Raw genomic sequence first — 18,811 nt, 5'->3', positions numbered from 1 at the left:
TCTGTCGGGCGGTGTCAGCTCTCGCGTGCCAGCCAGCGCACGAGCCGATCCCAGATCGTCGTGAAGCCGTCCCAGGCGCGGAACTCGTCCGGGAGCCAGTGCGGACCCATGTCGCTGGCGAACACGGCGGTTCGCCCCGCGCCCGCCTCGCCCACGACGACGAAGGGCGAGCCGTCGACGGCGACGAGTTCCGCCGCCTCCGTTCGTGCCTGCAGGCGGTGATATCCCAGCACGACGGGCCACTCTTCGCGCATGCCCGCCGTGATCGCGTGCTCGGCGATCACGCGGGGAGCGGCGCCCTGCGGCGTCTCCTCCCGGTCATCTCCGACCTCCATCTCGATCGGCAGGATCTCGGCGATCGGGGTGGCCCGGTAGTTCGCCTTGGCTTCGATCCCCTGAAAGCTCAGGTAACCGCCGACCATCAGCAGCGATCCGCCGGCGCGAACCCAGTCGGCCAGTACCTGCAGACGATTCGGCCGCACCTGACCTCGGGCGAAGACGTCGTTCGGCAGCAGCAGGGTGTTCGCCCCGATGTCGCTCAGCACGACGACGTCGAACGCCGCCAGTTCCTCGGCCGACCAGGGGAAGTGATCGGCCGCGACGTGATTGGGCTGGAAGGTCACCTCATGACCGGCCTCGCGCAGCGCGGCGATGAACTCCGTGCCGCCCTCGGCGTATGCGGAGGTGATGAACGAGTCGAACCCCTTGGTATGGATCGACGTGGTGGACCAGGACTCTCCGGCGAGAAGGACGCGTGCCATGATCGCTCAGAACGCCAGACCGCGCGGCTCCGGCCCGAGTGCGGGAACACTCGGGTCCGCCACCTGGAAGCCGTTGGCCTTGTACGCCTCGTAGTCGAAGTCCTCGCACTCCTGGTACCCCACGCGGTGGTACTCGTAGAACCCGTCCCAGTCCTCGTAGCCCTCGCCGAGGCGTCCCTCCAGGAAGGCATCGGCCATCGCCATGCCGAGCGCCGGCCCGGTGAAGAACCCGCCCATCGCCAGCACGTTGCAGTTGTTGGCGGTGGCGGCGCGGCGAGCGGCGGCCACGGACTCCACGACGGCGGAATGCACGTGCGGCACCTTGCTCGCGGCAACGTGGATGCCCATGCCGCTGCCGCAGAACAGCAGCGCCTTCTCATACTCCCGCTCCGCGATGCGCGAGCCCACGAGGAACCCGACGCGGTGGTACATCGGCGCGGCATCGCGATCGGGCGTGAGATCCGCCACCGTCCAGCCCCGCTCCTCCAGGTGCGCCTTCACCGCCTCCTTCAGATCGAATCCGGCAAAGTCGGCTCCCAGGACGACGTGTCGGTCCTTGGTCGTCTTCATGACGCGCTCCTCTTCTGGAAGAACCGGGACAGACCTCCCGGCTTGTACCACTGGTTGATGACGATGACGAGCAGCAGCACCCCGCCCCAGATGAGCGGGCGGTAGAAGTTGCTGATGTTCGGGAAGGTGTTCAGGAAGCTGGAGAGCACCTGCAGCACCACGATGCCGAGCACGACACCGCTGAGCTTGCCCGAGCCGCCGTTGGGGTTCACACCGCCGAGCACCACGATGAGCACCGCGAGCAGGGTGTAGGTCGATCCGTAGTCGGCCTTCGCCGAGTTGTAGTTCGCCAGCATCACGAGCCCCGCGGCCGAGGCCAGCATCCCGGAGGTCATGTAGGTGCGGATGGTGAGGCTGGTCGTCTTCAATCCGCTGAACGCCGCCGCCTTCTCGTTCGAGCCGAGCATGTAGAGCTTCGCGCCGAACGGCGTCCGGTTCATCAGCACCGCCACGATCACGACCGCGAGGGCGAAGATGATGAGCGGTACCGGAATGCCGGCGACCCGGGCGGCGAACACCTCGCTGTACTGCGAGGGAAGCCCGCTGAGTGGCTTGCCTGCCGTCATCACGATCGCGATGCCGGTGAACAGCTCGAACGTTCCGAGCGTCACCAGGATCGCCGGGATCCGGATCTTCGCCACGAGGAAGCCGTTGAAGGCGCCGGCGATCGCGCCGATCACGAGGCACAGCGGAACAGCGAGGAAGGCGGCGAGGTAGCCGGTGCCGGCGTCGGAGCCCTTGGGCGCGAGGGCGAGCATCATCACGGCGCTGGCGATGGATGCCAGATTCGCAATGGCCACGACGGACAGATCGATGCCGCCGATGATCATCGTGAGCATCACGCCGAGAGCCATCAGGCCGTACTCGGGGAACTGCACCGCCATGGACTGCCACGTCGCCACGTTGCCGAAGTTCCTCGGCTTCATCACGGCGAACACCACGAGCAGGAGCACGAGCACGATGGCGAGGCGGGTCACGTGCGGGTCGGCGCTCGCCCAGGAGCGCAGCCGCGCGATGACACCAGCGGGCGCCTTCTCGATCGTCGAATTGTTCATGACGACCCCTTTCACGCCGGAATCCGACTGCGGCGGTGCTGGCGGGCCAGCTGCAGCGCAGAGATTCCGGTGCCGATGATGATGAGCGCGCCGAGGGCGATGCTCTGCCAGTAGGTGGGGATGCCGACGAGGATCATGCTGTTCTGCACGATCACGATCAGCAGCGTGCCGAGCATCGTGCCGGTGAGCGTGCCGGTTCCGCCGGTGATGGCCGCGCCACCGAGAACGACGGCGGCGATGACCATCAGCTCGCTGCCGAGCAGGTTGGTCGGATGCATCTGGTCCATCATGCTCGTGCGGACGAGTCCCGCCAGCGAGGCGATCACGCCCACGGCGACGTAGAGCCAGAACTTGATCGCTCGTACCTTGAATCCGGCGCGTACCGCCGAGCTCTCGTCTCCGCCCACCGCGTAGAGGCCCCGCCCGAAAGTCGTGAACCGCATGACGAAGAAGGCGACGACGACCACCACGACCAGGAGGAGGAAGGAGAGCGGGAGCTTCGAGGTCAGCCCGGAGTCCGGGTTGGTCACCGTGAGGATCGATGCTCGTCCGAACTCGCTCATGCTGGGCGGGAGCGTCGGGATCTGCACCGAGCTGAGCGCGCCCTGCATGATGCCGGAGAACACATTCGCGGTGCCGAGGGTGATGATCAGCACCGGAATGGCGATGCGCGAGATGAGCAGTCCGTTGAAAGCGCCGAGAACCCCGCCCAGCAGCACCACCAGCAGGACCGGCAGCCACAGGGCTCCGTCGTACCCGGCGTCGACCAGCATGCGCGTGGTTGCGTACACCGACAGCGACGCGAGCGCGGGGAACGAGACATCGATGCCGCCCGAGACCAGCACCATGAAGGTGGCGACGCCGAACAGGCCGGGCACGACCATCGCGTTCGCGATGTCGACGATGTTGTTGATGGTGAAGAACTGCCCGCTGCGGAACTGGATCACCAGGCTGAGGGCGATGATCACGAGCAGGACGTAGAACTCGTTGGAACTGCGCGCGCGGCGCCAGAGCTTCGTCATCTCAGACCTCCTTCTCGTTGATCGCGTGGATGGTGTCGTCACTCATCAGGGCGGTGATGTCGGATTCGGCGACATCCGCCGTCTCGAAGCGTCCGCTGATGCGCCCGCCGTTCATGACGAGCACGCGGTTGCAGTTCTCCAGCACCTCGGGGATGTCGTCGGAGATGATGATGACCGCGAGACCCTCGCCGGCAAGACGCCGGAGGATCTCATGGATGTCGTGCTTGGAACCGATGTCCACCCCGACGGTGGGTCCGTTGAGGATGAGTACACGCGGCTTCGTGGCGAGCCACTTGGCCAGCACGATGCGCTGCTGGTTCCCGCCGGAGAGGGTGCTGGCCGCGTTGTCGGGGTCCGGCGTGGCGATACGCAGTTCGTCGACCCAGGCACGCTGTTCAGCACGCAGCGCCCTACGGTCGAGCAGGCCGAGCCGGGAGACGAAACGATCGATCTCGCTGATGGTGATGTTGGCACCGATCGACCGCTCCAGCGCGAGCCCCTCGGTCAGGCGGTCCTCGGGCACGTATCCGATGCCGGCCCGGATCGCATCGCGCACGTTACGGAATCGCTGCGCTCGACCGTCCAGACGGATCTCCCCCGAGTCCACGCCGAGCGCGCCGAACAGCGCGAGGGCCAGCTCGGTACGACCGGAACCCAGCAGACCCGTGATGCCCAGGATCTCGCCGGAGCGCAGGGTGAGGGACACATCGGCAAAGGCGCCGTCGATGCTCAGCGCGTCGACTTCCAGGGCCACCGGGGCGTTCGCCTGCGGACCGGAGAAGGTCGACTCCTCGAAGTCACGTCCGGTCATGTACTGGGAGAACGAGCGGCGGTCGAGCTCCTCTGGAAGGCACGTGATGACCGTGCGACCGTTGCGGATGATGGTGAACTTCTCACTGATCTCGAACACCTCGTCCAGCTTGTGGCTGACGAACAGGGTTGCGATCCCGCGCGCCTTGAGGTCGAGGATGATGCGGAACAGGGCGTCGACCTCTCGCTTGGTGAGAGCGGTGGTCGGCTCATCCATGATGATGAGCTTCGCCTCGGTCATCAGCGCGCGAGAGATCGCGACCAGCTGCTTCTGCGCGACCGACAGGCTCCCCACCTTCGCGTCGAGATCGATGTCGACGTTGATCTTCGCGATGGCCGCCTCGGCCTTGGCTCGCATGCGTCGCCAGTTGATGACCTTGCGCCCCTCGGAGATCTCCGAGGGAAGGGCGAGGTTTTCGAGGACGGTGAGGTTGGGGAACACGGAGAAGTCCTGGTAGATGACCTGGACGCCGTTCTCGATCGCGACCACGGGCGTGAGGCGCGACTGCTCCTCGCCGTTCATCTCGACGGTTCCGGAGTCCGGGGCGTGAACGCCCGAGATCACCTTGATGAGGGTGGACTTGCCGCTGCCGTTCTCACCGGCAAGACAGTGGATCTCGCCAGGGGCGATCTCCAGCGACACGTCGCTCAGCGCGTGAACGCCGGCGAACGCCTTGCTGATGCCCCGGACTGCCAGCACGGGTGCCGTCATTTCTCTCCTTAACGAGACGGGTGGGTGCGGACCCGGCGACGGTTCGCCGGGTCCGCGGATCGGGGTCCGCGCGACGGCGCGGACCCCGGCGGCTCAGAAGCCGAAATCGTCCACGTTGTCCTTGTTGATGACGACCCAGCCGTTGCCCTCGAGGACCTTGTCGCTGCCCGGGGAGAACTTCATGTCCTCGTAGCCCTTGACGCCCAGGTCGATGCCGTCCTCGATCTTCTCGCCGTCGAGGATCTTGGTGGCCAGCGCGGCGAGCGCGTATCCCGAGTCGGCCGGGTCCCACAGGGTCAGGCTCTTCACCAGACCGTCATCGAGGATCTGCTTGTTGGCCGCGGGCAGGCCGGTGCCGGTGACGAACACCTTGTCCTTGAGCCCGAGCTCCTCGATGGCACGAGCAACACCCGGCGCGTCGAACGAGCTGGTGCCCACGAAGCCGGTGACCTCGGGGTACTTCTTCAGGACCTCCTTGGCCGTCTGGTAGGCAACCTCACCGTCGTCCTGCGACTCGACGCGGGGCTCGGCCTCCAGGAGGGTCATGTTCGGGTAGGCCTCCTTCTGGTGCGCGACCGCGCCGTCGGCCCACTCGTTGTGCGAGGCGTTGGTGACGTGTCCGACCATCGTCGTGTAGGTGCCCTTCTCCCCCATCGCCTCGGCGAGGTTGTCCATGATGAACGCGCCGTAGTCGCTGTTGTTGAAGGCCTCGATGTCGTACTGGGTGTTCTCCTGCGTCGCACCCTCGTGGGTGACGACGACGATGCCGGCGTCCATCGCCTGCTTGAGAACGGGCTCCAGGGCGCCCGGGTCGACGGGGACGACGCCGATCGCGTCGACGCCCTGCGCGATGAGGTCCTGGATCACCTGGGCCTGCATGGTGGCGTCGGTCTCAGCCGGGCCCTTCTGGTAGACGTTGAGGCCGGAGTCGGCCGCGTACTTCTTGACGCCCTCCTCCATGCGGACGAACCACGGGTTCGTCGAGTCCTTGGGAACGATGACGATCGTGTAGTCGCCGCCCTCGGCGTTGTCGCCACCCCCGGCGTTGTCGCCGCCCCCGGCGGTTCCGCCGGCGGTGCAGCCGGTCAAGCTCAGGGCGACCGAAACGGTCAGGCCCAGCAGCGCTGCGGCGAAGCGTCCCTGCTTCTTCATGTGCGTCTCCTCGTGTGTGGGTGTCTCTGGTGCATATGCCGGCAGAACGCCCCGCACTGTCGCTGCACACCCGTCGCGGCTCTGCAGTCGACACACGGTGTTATCGGCGTCGTTGCTCGATTTGAAGCGCTTCATTCTTGAAGCGCTTCAAACGTAGCGGGAGAATCACTAGGATTCAACAGGTGATGCAGAGCTGTGACATCCCGAACCTGCGGCTCGCCCCACTGATCGATGCTGATCCAGGAGGTTTCATGGTTTCTCCCCCCATCGCCAGACGCGCGCGGGAGCGCGGATGACGCCCGCGCGTCGGCGCGTTGATACGTCGGGCGACGCCACCCCGTCACGCCCCGCGGGTTCGGGCGAGCCGGATGCGACGCCCTCACTCGCGCCGGTGCGGATCCGTGAAGTCGCCGAGCACGCCGGTGTGTCCGTCGGCACGGTCTCCAACACCATCAACCATCCGGAGCGTGTCCGCCCCGCCCTACGCGAGCGTGTCCTGCAGGCGATCACCACGCTCGGCTTCGTTCCGAACCAGCATGCTCGAGTCCTGACGGGAGCGACCAGCAACGTGATCGGGCTGGTCGTGCTCGACATCGCCAGCCCGTTCTACATGGGCGTCGCCCACGCCGTCGAGCAGGCGGCGCGCCGCAGCGGACAGGTCGTGCTGCTGTGCGACTCCGAAGGCGACCCCCGTCGCGAACAGGAGCTGCTCACCATGCTGTCCGCCCAGCGGGTGCGCGGTGTCATCCTCGCACCGGCGCGCGGCGCCTCGGCCGCTGCCCACTACCGTGCGGTGCACGCCGAACTTCCCATGGTGCTGCTGGACTACCCGGGGAGCTCCGGATTGTGCACCATCACGGTGGATCACGAGCAGGGCGGCAGGCTTGCGGCCACCATGCTCCTCGAACGCGGCCACGAACGCATCGGCTACATCGCGGGGCCGCGACGTCTCCGGCAGTTCGAACAGCGGGCGCGGGGCGCGCGGGCGGTTCTCGCCGAGGCCGGCCTGGACCCAGACCGGGCGTTCATCCCCGTGCACACCCGAGGCATCGGCATCAGCGACGGCGAGAGCGCAGCCCGCCGTCTCCTCGCCGCCACGGAACCCGACGACTGGCCCACCGCGATCTTCTGCGGGAACGACATGCTGGCGTTCGGGGCGTACCGTGCGCTCATCGCCGCGGGCGCTTCGGTGCCCGGCGACATCGCGCTGGTCGGCTACGACGACATCGAGTTCGCGAAGGACTGGGTGGTGCCACTGAGCACCGTCCGCCAGCCCATCGCCGAGCTCGGCATCGCCGCCGCGCACATGCTCGACCAGCAGACGGGTGCCGCACACGCCCACGACCACGTCGAGCTGGTCCTCACGCCCGAGGTGGTCCCGCGATCGTCATCTCACCCCGCATCGGGGGCGAGCATGGCCGCTTCGCGATCGAGGTAGACGTCGGGGCGGTAGTGCGTGACACCCGTGATGGTGACCGCCGTCACGGTACTGGATCCGTCACGCCGGAGGTCCGCGACCTCACCCGCGTCCCCGAAGCCGTCCTCGGCCTCCGCACGAAGCGCTCCGTGATCGTCGTGCATCACCACCGCTCCCGCCGCGGGGTCGAGCGCGGTATCGGACAGCTGCAGCACGACGCCGGGAAGCGACACGAGGTTGACGTCGCCCCACAGCGACAGGTACCGCCCGGCGGCACCCGGTTCGAGGAGCTCGTCGGTCTTCTCGTCGGCTTCTTCGACGGCGAGGTCGATGAGGGAGATGATGCCCGCCGCCAGGGCGCTGGCCGGCCCGTCGATGCGATTGGTCAGGACGCTGACGGCGAAGCCGGTCTTCGGGTCGGCCCACGACTGGGTGATGTGGCCGGGGAACCCGCCGGAGTGCCCGATCACCCGGCGATCACCGACCTTCCGGATGATCCACCCGAGACCGTACCAGCGGGTGGTCCCACCCGTCGAGATCTTCGACTCGTCGCGCTGCATCAGCCGCTTGGTGTCGTCCGCGAGGAACAGCCCGGTTCCGAAGGCATGAGCGGCCGCCCACGCAGACGCCGTCTCGGCATTGGCCCAGAAGCCCGTCGCCGCCGACTCAGCGCCTGTGTCCACCGGCGGGATCACGGGCGCAGTCCGATCGCCATCGGCGCCGGTCATGCGCTCGGCCCGCGGGATGCCGTGACCGGAGGCTCGGCGAGCAGGGAGGCCGAATCCGCCGTCCACGTCCAGTTCGGGCCCGATCCGCACCTGCTCACTCATCGCCTCGGACATCGGACGCAGGGTGTCGCGGATCACGGTGGCGTATGAGGTGCCGGTCACGGCCTCCAGAACGAGCCCGAGCAGCGAGTAGGCGAGGTTGGAGTAGTGGAAGTGGGTATTGGCGGGGAAGACCCGATCGTGACGCAGCTGCGCAATGAGGCCGTCTCTGTCGACGAACGGCGCTTCACGCTGCCAGAAGTCCGCCGCGCGACCGTCGCGCTCCGCTCCGGACTGGTGCCCCAGCAGCTCCCGGATGCTGGATGATCCGATCGGAGCGTCGGCCAGCTCTGGGACGTGCTGGGCGACGGTGTCGTCCAGACGCAGCCGGCCGGCTTCCACCTGCTGCATAACGGCGGTGGCCGTGAACGTCTTCGAATGCGATGCGATCCGGAACACGTGCTCGGTGCCCAGCCCCTCTCCCGTCGACGTATCCGCGAGGCCGAACGCGCGCGAGTAGAGCAGATCGGTGCCCACGCGCACCGCCACCTGAATGCCGGGCACGGCGTGGATCACCCGCTGCCGCTCGATCCACTCGTCGAGAAATGCGGTGAGATGCGGAACCAGGCGGACAAGATCAGCAGTCATGGACCCATGTTTTCATGCAGACGCGCGGGAACGCCGGAGCCATCGTCAATGTATGTTGACATCCAGCGCAGGTCAACATACATTGACGATGGAGGTGCACATGACCATTCAGACATCCATCGAGGCAGAAGACTCCGGCGAGCCGATGGCTGAGCTTCACCGGCTCACAGGGCTCCGCCAGCAGCTCGCCCGGGCCGAGGAGGCCCAGGTGCGCCGAGCCCGAAACCTCGGCTACTCGTGGCAGGCGATCGCGAGCGCGCTGGGGGTGAGCAAGCAGGCTGCTCACCGCCGCTTCGGGCGGCAGTGACCGTCCCCGCACCCACGAGCCACTGCGCCCGACGCCGTTGACCCGGTGCCGCTTACGCCGATGGGCCCGGCCCCGCGTGAGCGGGACCGGGCCCATCGGGCATCGCCGTCAGGCGTCGGTGGAACGAGTCCGCGGATCGCCGGTGGACTCGGCGTCGTCCGCCTCGCTTGCGGCGGCAGCGGGGGTCTCACCCGGAACCGGAGCACCCTCCGCCACGGTGAGGGCGTCGACCGCGATCGTCTCGGCACCCGCGGCCACAGCGACGGATCCCGTGGCCACGGGGATCGCCCCCGTGAGCACCGGGATCGTTCCCGTGGCGGGCGCATCCTCGACATCGCTCACCGCGTGCTCGAACTGCGACTGGTACAGGTTCCAGTACGCGCCCTTCTTCGCGATGAGTTCCTCGTGATTGCCCTGCTCCACGATGTCGCCGTGCTCCATCACCAGGATGAGGTCGGCGTCGCGGATGGTGGACAGGCGGTGCGCGATGACGAACGACGTACGTCCCTCACGAAGCGCGGCCATGGCGTGCTGCAGCAGCACCTCGGTGCGGGTGTCGACGGAGCTCGTGGCCTCGTCGAGGATGAGCACCGACGGCTGGGCCACGAACGCGCGCGCGATCGTGATGAGCTGGCGCTCACCTGCCGAGACGTTGGATGCGTCTTCGTCGAGAACCGTGTCGTAGCCGTCCGGCAGCGAACGCACGAAGTTGTCCACACGGGTGGCGACGGCGGCCGCGACGATCTCTTCGTCGGTGGCGCTTTCGCGTCCGTAACGGATGTTCTCGCGGATCGTGCCGGCGAACAGCCAGGGATCCTGCAGCACCATGCCGGTGCGCGAGCGCACGTCGTGGCGCGTCAGCTGGCCGATGTCCTGTCCGTCCAGCAGGATCCGGCCGCCGTCCAGCTCATAGAAGCGCATGATCAGGTTGACCAGCGTGGTCTTTCCGGCACCGGTCGGACCGACGATTGCCACCGTCTGGCCGGGCTCCACGCGGAAGGACAGTCCGGTGATCAGGGGCTTCTCGGGCGAGTAGGCGAACTTCACGTCCTGGAATTCGATGACACCAGGGCCGGCCACCAGCGCGGGGGCGTCGGCCGCATCCGGCTCCTGCTCCTGCTCGTCCAGCAGCTCGAACACACGCTCAGCGGAGGCCGTTCCCGACTGCACCACCGCGGCCATGCCACCGAGCTGCGACAGCGGCTGGGTGAACTGCTGCGAGTACTGCAGGAAGGCCTGCACATCGCCGAGGCGAAGCGTGCCGCCGGCCACCATGAGGGCGCCGACCACAGCGATTCCGACGTACACCACGGAGCCGATGAACATCATCGCCGGCATCATGATGTTGGAGAGGAACTGCGCCTTGAACGAGGCCTTGTACAGCTCCTCGTTCTCGACCGCGAACGCCTCGGCAGAGGCCTTCTCGCGTCCGAACACCTTCACGAGCGCGTGACCGGAGAAGGACTCCTCCACCCGCGCGTTGAGCTTGCCGACCTGAGCCCACTGGACCTTGAAGGCGGCCTGCGAGCGCGGGCCGATCACGCCGAAGATGACGCCCATCAGCGGCAGGGAGACCAGTGCGATCAGCGCCAGGATCCAGTTGATCGAGAACATCATGATGAGCACGCCCAGCACGGTGAGCACCGAGGTGACGGCACCGGAGAGGGACTGCTGCATCGTCTGGGTGATGTTGTCGATGTCGTTGGTCACGCGGGAGATCAGCTGACCACGCTGCACCCTGTCGAAGTACGCGAGCGGCAGGCGGTTGATCTTCGCCTCGACCTCCTCGCGCAGCGACCACATGGCACGCACCATGATCACGTTGACCACGTATCCCTGGATCCAGTTCAGCAGTGCGGAGGCGACGTAGATCGCCAGGACCGCGAGGATCACGAGGCGCAGCGCGTCGAAGTTCACGCCGGCGCCGAGCTCGAAGTCCTTCAGCCCGTTGATGACGTTCGCGAAGTCGTTCTGCCCCATCTGCCGAAGCGCCTCGACCACGGCGGCCTGGTCCATGCCGACGATCGCGTCGGCACCGAGCACCGAGGTGAGCAGCGCCGCGGCTGCGGTCAACATGGCCCCTTCGAACACGAGGTTCGTCGCCTCGCCGAGCACCTTCGGCGCAGCCACCGCAAGCACCACACTGATGGCGCCGAGGATGGACACCCCGATGAAGGCCACCGCGTATGGGCGGAGCAGACCGATCATGCGCTTGAAGCTGGGCCAGAAGTTCTTGGCCTTTCCTCCCTGCGCCCACTCGCCCGCCTCCATGGCCTGCGCCATGGCCTGGGCCTGTTCGAGCTCTTCCTGGACAGCGGCGTCGTCGGCCGTCTTGTTCTGCGTCTCGCTCATGCGTCCACCCCCAGCTGCGACTCGACGATCTCACGGTAGGTCTCGCTGCTGGCGAGCAGCTCCTCGTGCGTACCGATCCCGGCGACCGTGCCGTCCTCCAGCACGATGATGCGATCGGCCTCGGTGATGGTGGACACGCGCTGGGCGACCACGATCTTCGTCACATCCGGCAGTTCGCGCCACAGCGCCTCCCGGAGGCGGGCGTCCGTGGTGAGATCGAGCGCCGAGAACGAGTCATCGAAGATGAGGATCTCCGGCTGACGCACGATCGCGCGCGCGATGGCAAGACGCTGGCGCTGACCGCCGGACACGTTCGTGCCGCCCTGCGCGATGGTGGATTCCAGTCCGTCCGGCATCTCGCGGACAAAATCGGCCCCCTGCGCGATCTCCAGCGCGTGCCAGAGCTCCTCGTCGGTCGCGCTCTCCCGGCCGAAGCGCAGATTCGAGGCGATCGTGCCGCTGAAGAGGAACGCCTTCTGGGGCACCAGCCCCAGCCGCGACCACAGCGACTCCGCGTCCGCCTCGCGCACGTCGACGCCGTCGACGAGGACCGAACCGGTGGTGGTGTCGAACAGACGCGGAATGAGGGAGACCAGCGTGGTCTTTCCCGCACCCGTCGAGCCCACGATGGCCACGGTCTCGCCCTTGTCGGCGCGGAAGGTGACAGCGGACAACACAGGCGCATCGGCACCCGGGTACTGGAACGAGACGTCGTTGAAGGCGACCGTTCCGGTCTCGGGGAAGGACGCCACCGGGCGCTCGGGAGCCGTCAGCGTGGACGGGGTCTCCAGCACCTCGCTGATGCGGTCGGCGGACACGGCGGCGCGCGGGATCATGATCGTCATGAAGCTCGCCATGAGGACGCCCATCAGGATCTGCATGACGTACTGCATGAACGCGAACAGGGTGCCGACCTGCACGTGACCGGCATCGACCTGGATGCCGCCGAACCAGATGACGCCCACGATGGTGACGTCGAGGATCAGCATGGCGACGGGGAACAGCACCACGAACAGGGACCCGACCTTGCGGCCGACGATGCGGATGTCGGTGTTCGCCTCGCGGAAGCGGCCCTCCTCGATGGGCTCACGCACGAAGGCGCGGACCACGCGCACGCCGGTGAGCTGCTCGCGCATCACCCGGTTCACGGCGTCGAGCTTGCTCTGGTACGAGCGGAACAGCGGCACCATGCGGCTGATGATGGCCACCGCCACGATGAGCAGCAGCGGGATGGCCACGGCCAGCAGCCAGGACAGGCCGACATCCTGCAGCAGGGCCATGATGATGCCGCCGATGGCCAGCAGCGGCGCGGTGACGAGCATGGTGGAGCCCATCATCGCGAGCATCTGCACCTGCTGCACATCGTTGGTGTTGCGGGTGATGAGGGATCCGGGACCGAACTGCGAGACCTCGCGCTCGGAGAATCCGGAGACCTTGCCGAACACGTCGGCTCGGATGTCGCGGCCCGCCGACATCGAGGCGCGGGCGGCGAAATACGTGGCAATGAGCGATGCGGCGATCTGCCCGAGGGAGATGAGCAGCATCCACCCACCGGTGGACAGGATGTAGCCGGTGTCGCCGGTCGCGACGCCGGTGTTGATGATGTCTGCGTTCAGGTGCGGCAGGTACAAGGAGGCGAGGGCGGACGCGAACTGAAACACCACGACGGCGATCAGCCACGGCCAATATCGACCCAGGTACCGGACGAGAATTCTTCCGAGCACGTTCTCTCCGATGCAGGATTTCCTCGCGCGGGTGCGCGCGAGGCGACGGACTACGCTACGCGCTCTGCGTCTGCTGGGCAACGTCACGGCGTCCGCTCTCAGCGAAGCACGAACCTCCGACATTGGCCGGCGGCGCGGCAGCCATCACGATGACGGCGGGCAGACCACCGCGAGGCGACTCCGCTGTCGGCAGTAAGGGCCGTCGGCAGTAAGGGCCGTCGGCAGTAAGGGCTGTAGATATGAGGGCCGTCGACCGTGAGGTACGGGTCAGGCTGTCCCGGGATGGCCCCACGTGCCGGCGTCCGCGATGCCGCCCGGCGCGGATCGGGAGATCCCGGGACTATCCACCCGCCGGCTGGCCTCCGCGGCACCGTTCGATGCGGGAGCCAGAGCCGAGGCGGGTAGGCTCGCACCGGTGCCCTCCCCCTCTCCCGCGCCAGTGAGGTAAATGACATGACGACCGACGTCCTCGCCCCCGTCCGCGCCACCGGAGTGCTCGCCGTGCTCCGCGCCCCGTCGCCCGAGCACGCGATGCGGGCGATCGACGCCCTGATCAGCGGTGGAATCCGCGGCATCGAGGTCACCTACTCCACTCCCGACGCGGCCGCGGTGATCGCGCGCGCCATCGCCACCTATGGCGCCTCGGCATACGTGGGAGCGGGAACCGTGACCACCGAAGCTCAGGCACGTGAGGCCGCAGACGCGGGCGCCGCCTTCCTGGTGAGCCCGGGCACGCGTCCGGAGCTGACGCAGGCGATGAAGGCGACGGGAGCGGTCACCATGACCGGCGCGCTGACTCCCACCGAGGTGATGTCCGCCGTCGAGCTGGGCTCCGACGTCGTGAAGATCTTCCCCGCATCGCTGGGCGGCCCGAGCTTCCTGGGTGCGCTGCGCGGCCCGTTCCCGAACGTCCCGCTGATGCCCACCGGCGGTGTTACCCCGGACAACCTCGCAACCTGGTTCGCCGCTGGTGCGATCGCAGCGGGTGCGGGTGGCGATCTGGTTCCCGGAGCCGCCCTGGCCGCGGAGGACTACGAGGAGATCACGCGGCGGGCGCGCCTCTTCGCCGACGCGCTGCGCGCCGTCCGCGAGGCCTGAACTCCCGCGGCGGACATCGCCCACGTAGCATGTGGGTGATGGACGCGTCCTTCGCAGCGGTCGTGTCCTGAACACGACGAAGGGGGCGTCCATGAGTGACGAGCGTCAGGATCCGCAGCACCAGAACGGATCGGAAAGCGATCCGCCACAGACACCGGAGGCGGCATTCCCGCCGGCGACGGACGCCTCGGGCGAATCCGCGCAGGAACCGGATGAAGCGGCGGATTCGGTCGCGCCGGGGCCGGCGATCCCGGATGCCGACGGGCAGACCTCGGGCGATACCGGAGAGCCGACGGCCGACCCGTCTGACGGACCGCCCCCACCGCAGTCCGCGCCACACGGGCAGCCGCCGGCCTCGCTCTCCGGTCAGCCGGCGCCCACCCACCCGTACGGGCAGCCGCCGGCCCCGCCGTACGGGCAGCCGCCGGTCCCGCCCTCCGGTCAGCCGGCACCCACCCACCCGTACGGTCCGTCGGCACCCACTCAGCCTTACGGCGGCGCAGGTGCCCACGCGAACGACGCACCGGCCCAGACCTACGGGCAGACCTCCCCGACCCAGCCGTACGGCGACGCAGGCGCGGGGGCCTACGGGCACAACGCACCGACGCTGCCGTATGGGCAGTCGGAGCTGCCCCAGCCGTACGGCAACACGGACACGGGCGGCTACGGGCAGGACGCACCCACGCAGCCCTACAGCCAAACGGCACCCACACAGCCCTCCGGCAACGCGGGCACGGGAGCCCTTGGACAAGACGCACCAACCCAGCCCTACAGCCAAACAGCACCCACCCAGCCCTACGGCAACGCGGGCACGGGAGCCCATGGGCAGGACGCACCAACCCAGCCCTACAGCCAAACAGCACCCACCCAGCCCTACGGCAACGCGGGCACGGGAGCCCATGGACAAGACGCACCAACCCAGCCCTACAGCCAAACAGCACCCACACAGCCCTACGGCAACGCGGGCACGGGAGCCCATGGGCAGGACGCGGCGACCCAGCCTTACGGGCAGGCAGCGCCCACCGAGCAGCACGGCCAGGGCACACCGACCCAGCCGTCTGGCCAGACAACACCCACCCAGCCGTACGGGCAAGACACACCGACCCAGCCGTACGGGCAAGGCGCGCCGACCCAGCCCTACGGCCAGATTCCCCCCGCCCAGCCGTACGGCGCCGCGGGCCCGGCCGGATACGGGCACTCTCCCGCGGGTCAGCCGGCATACGGATCTCCGGCCTACGGCCAAGCGCCGACGCCCGCCCCGTACGGCGCCCCGCCCGCACCGTACGGCGCCCCACCCACGCCGTATGGCACCCCGCCCTTGGGCGGCGGCACACCGACGCAGCCCGGACACCCCGCCGCCTCACAGATGACCGGCACGGTGGTCCCGTCCGGACGTAAGAAGTGGGTGCTTCCCACGCTGATCGGCGTCGGTGTTCTCGCCCTGCTGGCGATCATCGCGATCGTCGTCGGCATCGCTCTGCAGAGCTCCGGCACGTCCACGGAGCCCACGCCGGCGCCCGCGCCCACCACCAGCTCCGCCGATCCGAAGCCCTCCGCGACGCCGAAGCAGAGCGCGACTCCGAAGGCGTCACCGACGCCCAAGGGAACGGCGACACCGAAGCCCAGCGGCACGGCTAAGCCCACCCCGCAGCCGACGGCATCCGCCGAGCCGACGCCGAAGTCGACCGGCACCGCCGGAGGCGAGGAGGGGCTGCCCGGCACCGGCACCACCGAAGCGAAGCTCCAGGCACTCATCGATCACTACAAGACCGCCCGAGACGACGGCTCGCTGTGGAAGGAGATCCCCGACACCGAGTTCAATCGCACCGCGGTGCAGGCGTTCCTTTTCATCATCACCGATCTGAAGGGCGGCACGGTGTTCGGCGTCGACGAGAAGACCGCCAAGGAATACGAGGCGAAGGCGAAGCAGGCCGAGGAGCATCTCCTGGCGCAGGAGCCCCTCGGCATCGACATCCACATCGACACCGGCAAGCGCGAGTTCGTCTATGACGGCGACACCGGCGAGGGCGGATACGTGGACTGACCGCGAACCCCCTGAGAGATAGAAATCGCACCTCCGAGACGTCTCGGAGGTGCGATTCTCATCTTTCACGACGACGCTGTGCGCGTCAGGCCGGAATCAGCCCCTCGGCGCGAAGCTCATCCCACAGTGCGGCGGGGATCGGCGCCGTCACGAGGTCGAGGTTCTGGCGGATCTGGTCGGCACGCGCCGTTCCGACGATGACGGACGCGGTGGCCGAGTCCTGGAACGGGAACTGCAGCGCGGCGGCGGGAAGGGGCACCCCATGCCGGTCGCACATCGCGGCGATCCGGGTCACACGCTCCCAGATGTCGTCGGGAACGGCGCCGTATTCGTACCGGCTGTCGCGAGACGGCACGGCCGTGGCCAGCAGACCCGAGTTGAACACGGAGGCGGCGACAACGGCAGTGTCGCGAGCATGGCAGGCGGGAAGCACCTCACTCGCCGCGGGTTGTTCGAGCAGCGTGTACCGTCCGGCGATCATGATCACGTCCAGATCGGCCTCCCGCACCGAGCGGGCAAGAGCATCCGACACCATGGAGCCGATACCCACGGCGCTGACGAGCCCCTCGGCGCGCAGTTCCTGCATCGCCGGATAAGCCTCCGCGATGGCCTGGTCCAGGTGACCCGAGCGCTCCGGGTCGTGCAGGTACAGCACGTCGATGCGGTCCAGCCCCATCCGCTCCAGGGACTCCGCGAGCGAGGCGCGCACGCCATCGCCGTCGTAGGCGAGTTCGCGGCGCACGTCGGTGCGGACATGGAAGGCGTTGTCGAGGTCGAGTCCGCCGTCGTCATCGGGGTTCGGCCGGATCAGCCGCCCGGCCTTGGTGGAGACGATGAACTCGTCTCGGGGCTTGGTCTGCAGGAAAGCCCCGAGACGTCGCTCCGACAGCCCGAGACCGTAGTGCGGCGCGGTGTCGAAGTAGCGCACGCCGCCCTCCCAGGCGGCTTCGAGCACCTCCCAGGCCTCGTCGTCCGACACCTCGCGGAACATGTTGCCGAGGTTGGCGGCTCCGTAGCCGAGCCGCACCGGCAGCTCTGCCAGGCCCGACACGGTGTCACGCATTCGCGTGCGCTCCGCTCCACGTGTACCGCTCGCGAGACTCCGCCTTCATCTCCATGCCCGTGCCCGGTGCCGTCGGAGCCATGTAGTTCCCGCCCTGGATGTCTGTCGGGATGACGAAGTGCTCGTGCAGATGGTCGACGAACTCGATCAGTCGCCCCTCCTTCGAACCCGAGACAGCCACGAAGTCGAACATCGACAGATGCTGCACCGCCTCGCACAGCCCGACACCACCGGCGTGCGGGCACACCGGAACTCCGAACTTGGCGGCCAGCAGCAGGTTGGCGATGTTCTCGTTCACCCCGCCGACGCGGGCAGCGTCGATCTGCATCACGGAGATCGCCTCGGCCTGCAGCAGCTGCTTGAAGATCATGCGGTTCTGCGCGTGCTCCCCGGTGGCCACCCGGATCGGTGCGACACCGCGCGCGATCTCCGCGTGGCCGAGGATGTCGTCGGGGCTGGTGGGCTCCTCGATCCATGCCGGCTGGAACTCGGCGAGCGCGTTCACCCACTCGATGGCCTCGCTCACCTCCCAGCGCTGGTTGGCGTCGATGGCGATCGGGAAGTCGGGACCGCACACCTCGCGTGCCTTGCGGAAGCGACGGATGTCGTCCTGCAGATCGGCGCCCACCTTCAGCTTGATCTGCGTGAAGCCATCTGCCATCGCCTCGCGCGCCAGGCGCTCCAGCTTCTCGTCGGAGTACCCGAGCCATCCGGGGCTGGTGGTGTAGCCCGGGTAGCCCTCCGCGAGCAGGCGCTCGGTGCGCTCGGCGCGGCCCGCCTCCGCGTCGCGCAGGATCTGCAGCGCATCCTCGGGCGTGAGGGCGTTGGTGAGGTAGCGGAAGTCGACGAGGGAGACGATCTCCTCCGGGCTGAGCTGGGACAGCAGCTGCCACAACGGCAGACCGGCACGCTTGGCCTTGATGTCCCACAGGGCGTTGATCACGGCACCGATCGCCATGTGCATGACGCCCTTTTCAGGGCCGAGCCAGCGCAGCTGCGAGTCGCCGTTGATCTCCTTCCAGGTGCCGCCCATGTCATCGAGCAGCGGCTCGATCTCACGACCCACCAGATGACCGGCCAGGGTGTCGATGGCGGCGACCTGGACGTCGTTGCCGCGACCGATGGTGAACACGAACGCGTGCCCCGAGATGTCGTCGTCGGCGTCGGTGACGATCCGCACGTATGCGGCCGAGTAGTCGGGGTCCGGGTTCATCGCGTCGGAGCCGTCGAGGCTGAGCGAGGTGGGGAAGCGGATGTCTGTCGTTTCGAGGGCGACGATACGGCTCACGTGAGATCTCCTTGGATCGGG

General features: G+C 67.9%; 15 protein-coding genes. 4 read left to right on the top strand and 11 right to left on the bottom strand.

Translation table 11 applies throughout. The features are described from left to right. Positions 1-14: 14 nt before the first annotated feature. The 6 genes from ACIQJ5_RS01260 to ACIQJ5_RS01235 all read right to left on the bottom strand — a co-directional run bounded on the left by ACIQJ5_RS01260 (position 15) and on the right by ACIQJ5_RS01235 (position 6,082). Positions 15-761, bottom strand: coding sequence for a glutamine amidotransferase (locus ACIQJ5_RS01260; protein ID WP_402840058.1), 747 nt, complete (start codon positions 759-761; stop codon positions 15-17). Between the two features lie 6 nt (positions 762-767). Continuing rightward, on the bottom strand, positions 768-1,331 hold the full coding sequence (locus ACIQJ5_RS01255; RefSeq protein WP_402840056.1) for an RpiB/LacA/LacB family sugar-phosphate isomerase: 564 nt from the start codon (positions 1,329-1,331) through the stop codon (positions 768-770). Beyond that, on the bottom strand, positions 1,328-2,386 hold the full coding sequence (locus ACIQJ5_RS01250) for an ABC transporter permease (protein ID WP_231090845.1): 1,059 nt from the start codon (positions 2,384-2,386) through the stop codon (positions 1,328-1,330). Before ACIQJ5_RS01250 ends, ACIQJ5_RS01255 begins: the two co-directional genes overlap by 4 nt. Positions 2,387-2,397: 11 nt before the next feature. Then, positions 2,398-3,408 (bottom strand): ABC transporter permease, encoded by a 1,011-nt coding sequence (locus ACIQJ5_RS01245; protein ID WP_402840054.1) that lies wholly within the window; start codon positions 3,406-3,408, stop codon positions 2,398-2,400. 1 nt (position 3,409) lies between these two features. After that, positions 3,410-4,930, bottom strand: a complete 1,521-nt coding sequence (locus ACIQJ5_RS01240) for a sugar ABC transporter ATP-binding protein (protein WP_402840051.1) — start codon at positions 4,928-4,930, stop codon at positions 3,410-3,412. A gap of 93 nt (positions 4,931-5,023) precedes the next feature. Continuing rightward, complete coding sequence (locus tag ACIQJ5_RS01235) at positions 5,024-6,082, bottom strand: autoinducer 2 ABC transporter substrate-binding protein (RefSeq protein ID WP_231090848.1); 1,059 nt, start codon at positions 6,080-6,082, stop codon at positions 5,024-5,026. Positions 6,083-6,374: 292 nt separating this feature from the next. Here ACIQJ5_RS01235 and ACIQJ5_RS01230 point away from each other — a divergent pair, with 292 nt between their 5' ends. Beyond that, positions 6,375-7,520, top strand: coding sequence for a LacI family DNA-binding transcriptional regulator (locus tag ACIQJ5_RS01230; RefSeq protein ID WP_402840048.1), 1,146 nt, complete (start codon positions 6,375-6,377; stop codon positions 7,518-7,520). Here ACIQJ5_RS01230 and ACIQJ5_RS01225 read toward each other — a convergent pair. Further along, the gene (locus ACIQJ5_RS01225; protein WP_402840045.1) at positions 7,475-8,914 is read right to left on the bottom strand and encodes a serine hydrolase domain-containing protein; all 1,440 of its coding nucleotides are present in this window, start codon (positions 8,912-8,914) and stop codon (positions 7,475-7,477) included. The genes ACIQJ5_RS01230 and ACIQJ5_RS01225 overlap by 46 nt on opposite strands. Positions 8,915-9,014: 100 nt before the next feature. Here ACIQJ5_RS01225 and ACIQJ5_RS01220 point away from each other — a divergent pair, with 100 nt between their 5' ends. Then, a complete protein-coding gene (locus ACIQJ5_RS01220; protein ID WP_231090851.1) occupies positions 9,015-9,221 on the top strand; it encodes an AsnC family protein in 207 nt (68 codons plus the stop codon). Between the two features lie 108 nt (positions 9,222-9,329). On the opposite strand, the gene ACIQJ5_RS01215 is transcribed toward ACIQJ5_RS01220, so the two are convergent. Both ACIQJ5_RS01215 and ACIQJ5_RS01210 read right to left on the bottom strand, forming a co-directional pair. After that, on the bottom strand, positions 9,330-11,573 hold the full coding sequence (locus ACIQJ5_RS01215) for an ABC transporter ATP-binding protein (protein WP_402840042.1): 2,244 nt from the start codon (positions 11,571-11,573) through the stop codon (positions 9,330-9,332). Further along, a complete protein-coding gene (locus tag ACIQJ5_RS01210) occupies positions 11,570-13,297 on the bottom strand; it encodes an ABC transporter ATP-binding protein (protein WP_231090853.1) in 1,728 nt (575 codons plus the stop codon). The genes ACIQJ5_RS01215 and ACIQJ5_RS01210 overlap by 4 nt, the downstream gene beginning before the upstream one ends. 453 nt (positions 13,298-13,750) lie before the next feature. On the opposite strand from ACIQJ5_RS01210, the gene ACIQJ5_RS01205 reads away from it, so the two are divergent. Both ACIQJ5_RS01205 and ACIQJ5_RS01200 read left to right on the top strand, forming a co-directional pair. After that, on the top strand, positions 13,751-14,395 hold the full coding sequence (locus ACIQJ5_RS01205) for a bifunctional 4-hydroxy-2-oxoglutarate aldolase/2-dehydro-3-deoxy-phosphogluconate aldolase (RefSeq protein WP_231090854.1): 645 nt from the start codon (positions 13,751-13,753) through the stop codon (positions 14,393-14,395). A gap of 91 nt (positions 14,396-14,486) precedes the next feature. Next, positions 14,487-16,439: a hypothetical protein gene (locus ACIQJ5_RS01200; RefSeq protein WP_402840039.1), complete on the top strand. Its 1,953-nt coding sequence runs from the start codon at positions 14,487-14,489 to the stop codon at positions 16,437-16,439. An 85-nt stretch (positions 16,440-16,524) separates the two neighbouring features. Here ACIQJ5_RS01200 and ACIQJ5_RS01195 read toward each other — a convergent pair whose 3' ends face one another. Then, positions 16,525-17,502 (bottom strand): aldo/keto reductase, encoded by a 978-nt coding sequence (locus tag ACIQJ5_RS01195; protein ID WP_231090856.1) that lies wholly within the window; start codon positions 17,500-17,502, stop codon positions 16,525-16,527. After that, positions 17,495-18,790: an L-fuconate dehydratase gene (locus ACIQJ5_RS01190; protein WP_231090857.1), complete on the bottom strand. Its 1,296-nt coding sequence runs from the start codon at positions 18,788-18,790 to the stop codon at positions 17,495-17,497. Before ACIQJ5_RS01190 ends, ACIQJ5_RS01195 begins: the two co-directional genes overlap by 8 nt. Positions 18,791-18,811 lie beyond the last annotated feature (21 nt).

Origin of the sequence: Microbacterium sp. GXS0129 (assembly GCF_044769785.1) — a bacterium.
In the GTDB taxonomy this organism is placed as follows: Bacteria; Actinomycetota; Actinomycetes; order Actinomycetales; family Microbacteriaceae; genus Microbacterium; species Microbacterium nymphoidis.
This window is presented reverse-complemented; position numbering and strand designations above follow the sequence as displayed.

Bases quoted from the DNA above. Each gene is read 5' to 3' on its own strand.
- ACIQJ5_RS01230 (WP_402840048.1), top strand. From the start codon at position 6,375: ATGACGCCCGCGCGTCGGCGCGTTGATACGTCGGGCGACGCCACCCCG.
- ACIQJ5_RS01195 (WP_231090856.1), bottom strand. From the start codon at position 17,502: ATGCGTGACACCGTGTCGGGCCTGGCAGAGCTGCCGGTGCGGCTCGGC.
- ACIQJ5_RS01225 (WP_402840045.1), bottom strand. From the start codon at position 8,914: ATGACTGCTGATCTTGTCCGCCTGGTTCCGCATCTCACCGCATTTCTC.
- ACIQJ5_RS01215 (WP_402840042.1), bottom strand. From the start codon at position 11,573: ATGAGCGAGACGCAGAACAAGACGGCCGACGACGCCGCTGTCCAGGAA.
- ACIQJ5_RS01235 (WP_231090848.1), bottom strand. From the start codon at position 6,082: ATGAAGAAGCAGGGACGCTTCGCCGCAGCGCTGCTGGGCCTGACCGTT.
- ACIQJ5_RS01200 (WP_402840039.1), top strand. From the start codon at position 14,487: ATGAGTGACGAGCGTCAGGATCCGCAGCACCAGAACGGATCGGAAAGC.
- ACIQJ5_RS01260 (WP_402840058.1), bottom strand. From the start codon at position 761: ATGGCACGCGTCCTTCTCGCCGGAGAGTCCTGGTCCACCACGTCGATC.
- ACIQJ5_RS01205 (WP_231090854.1), top strand. From the start codon at position 13,751: ATGACGACCGACGTCCTCGCCCCCGTCCGCGCCACCGGAGTGCTCGCC.
- ACIQJ5_RS01245 (WP_402840054.1), bottom strand. From the start codon at position 3,408: ATGACGAAGCTCTGGCGCCGCGCGCGCAGTTCCAACGAGTTCTACGTC.
- ACIQJ5_RS01250 (WP_231090845.1), bottom strand. From the start codon at position 2,386: ATGAACAATTCGACGATCGAGAAGGCGCCCGCTGGTGTCATCGCGCGG.
- ACIQJ5_RS01220 (WP_231090851.1), top strand. From the start codon at position 9,015: ATGACCATTCAGACATCCATCGAGGCAGAAGACTCCGGCGAGCCGATG.
- ACIQJ5_RS01255 (WP_402840056.1), bottom strand. From the start codon at position 1,331: ATGAAGACGACCAAGGACCGACACGTCGTCCTGGGAGCCGACTTTGCC.
- ACIQJ5_RS01240 (WP_402840051.1), bottom strand. From the start codon at position 4,930: ATGACGGCACCCGTGCTGGCAGTCCGGGGCATCAGCAAGGCGTTCGCC.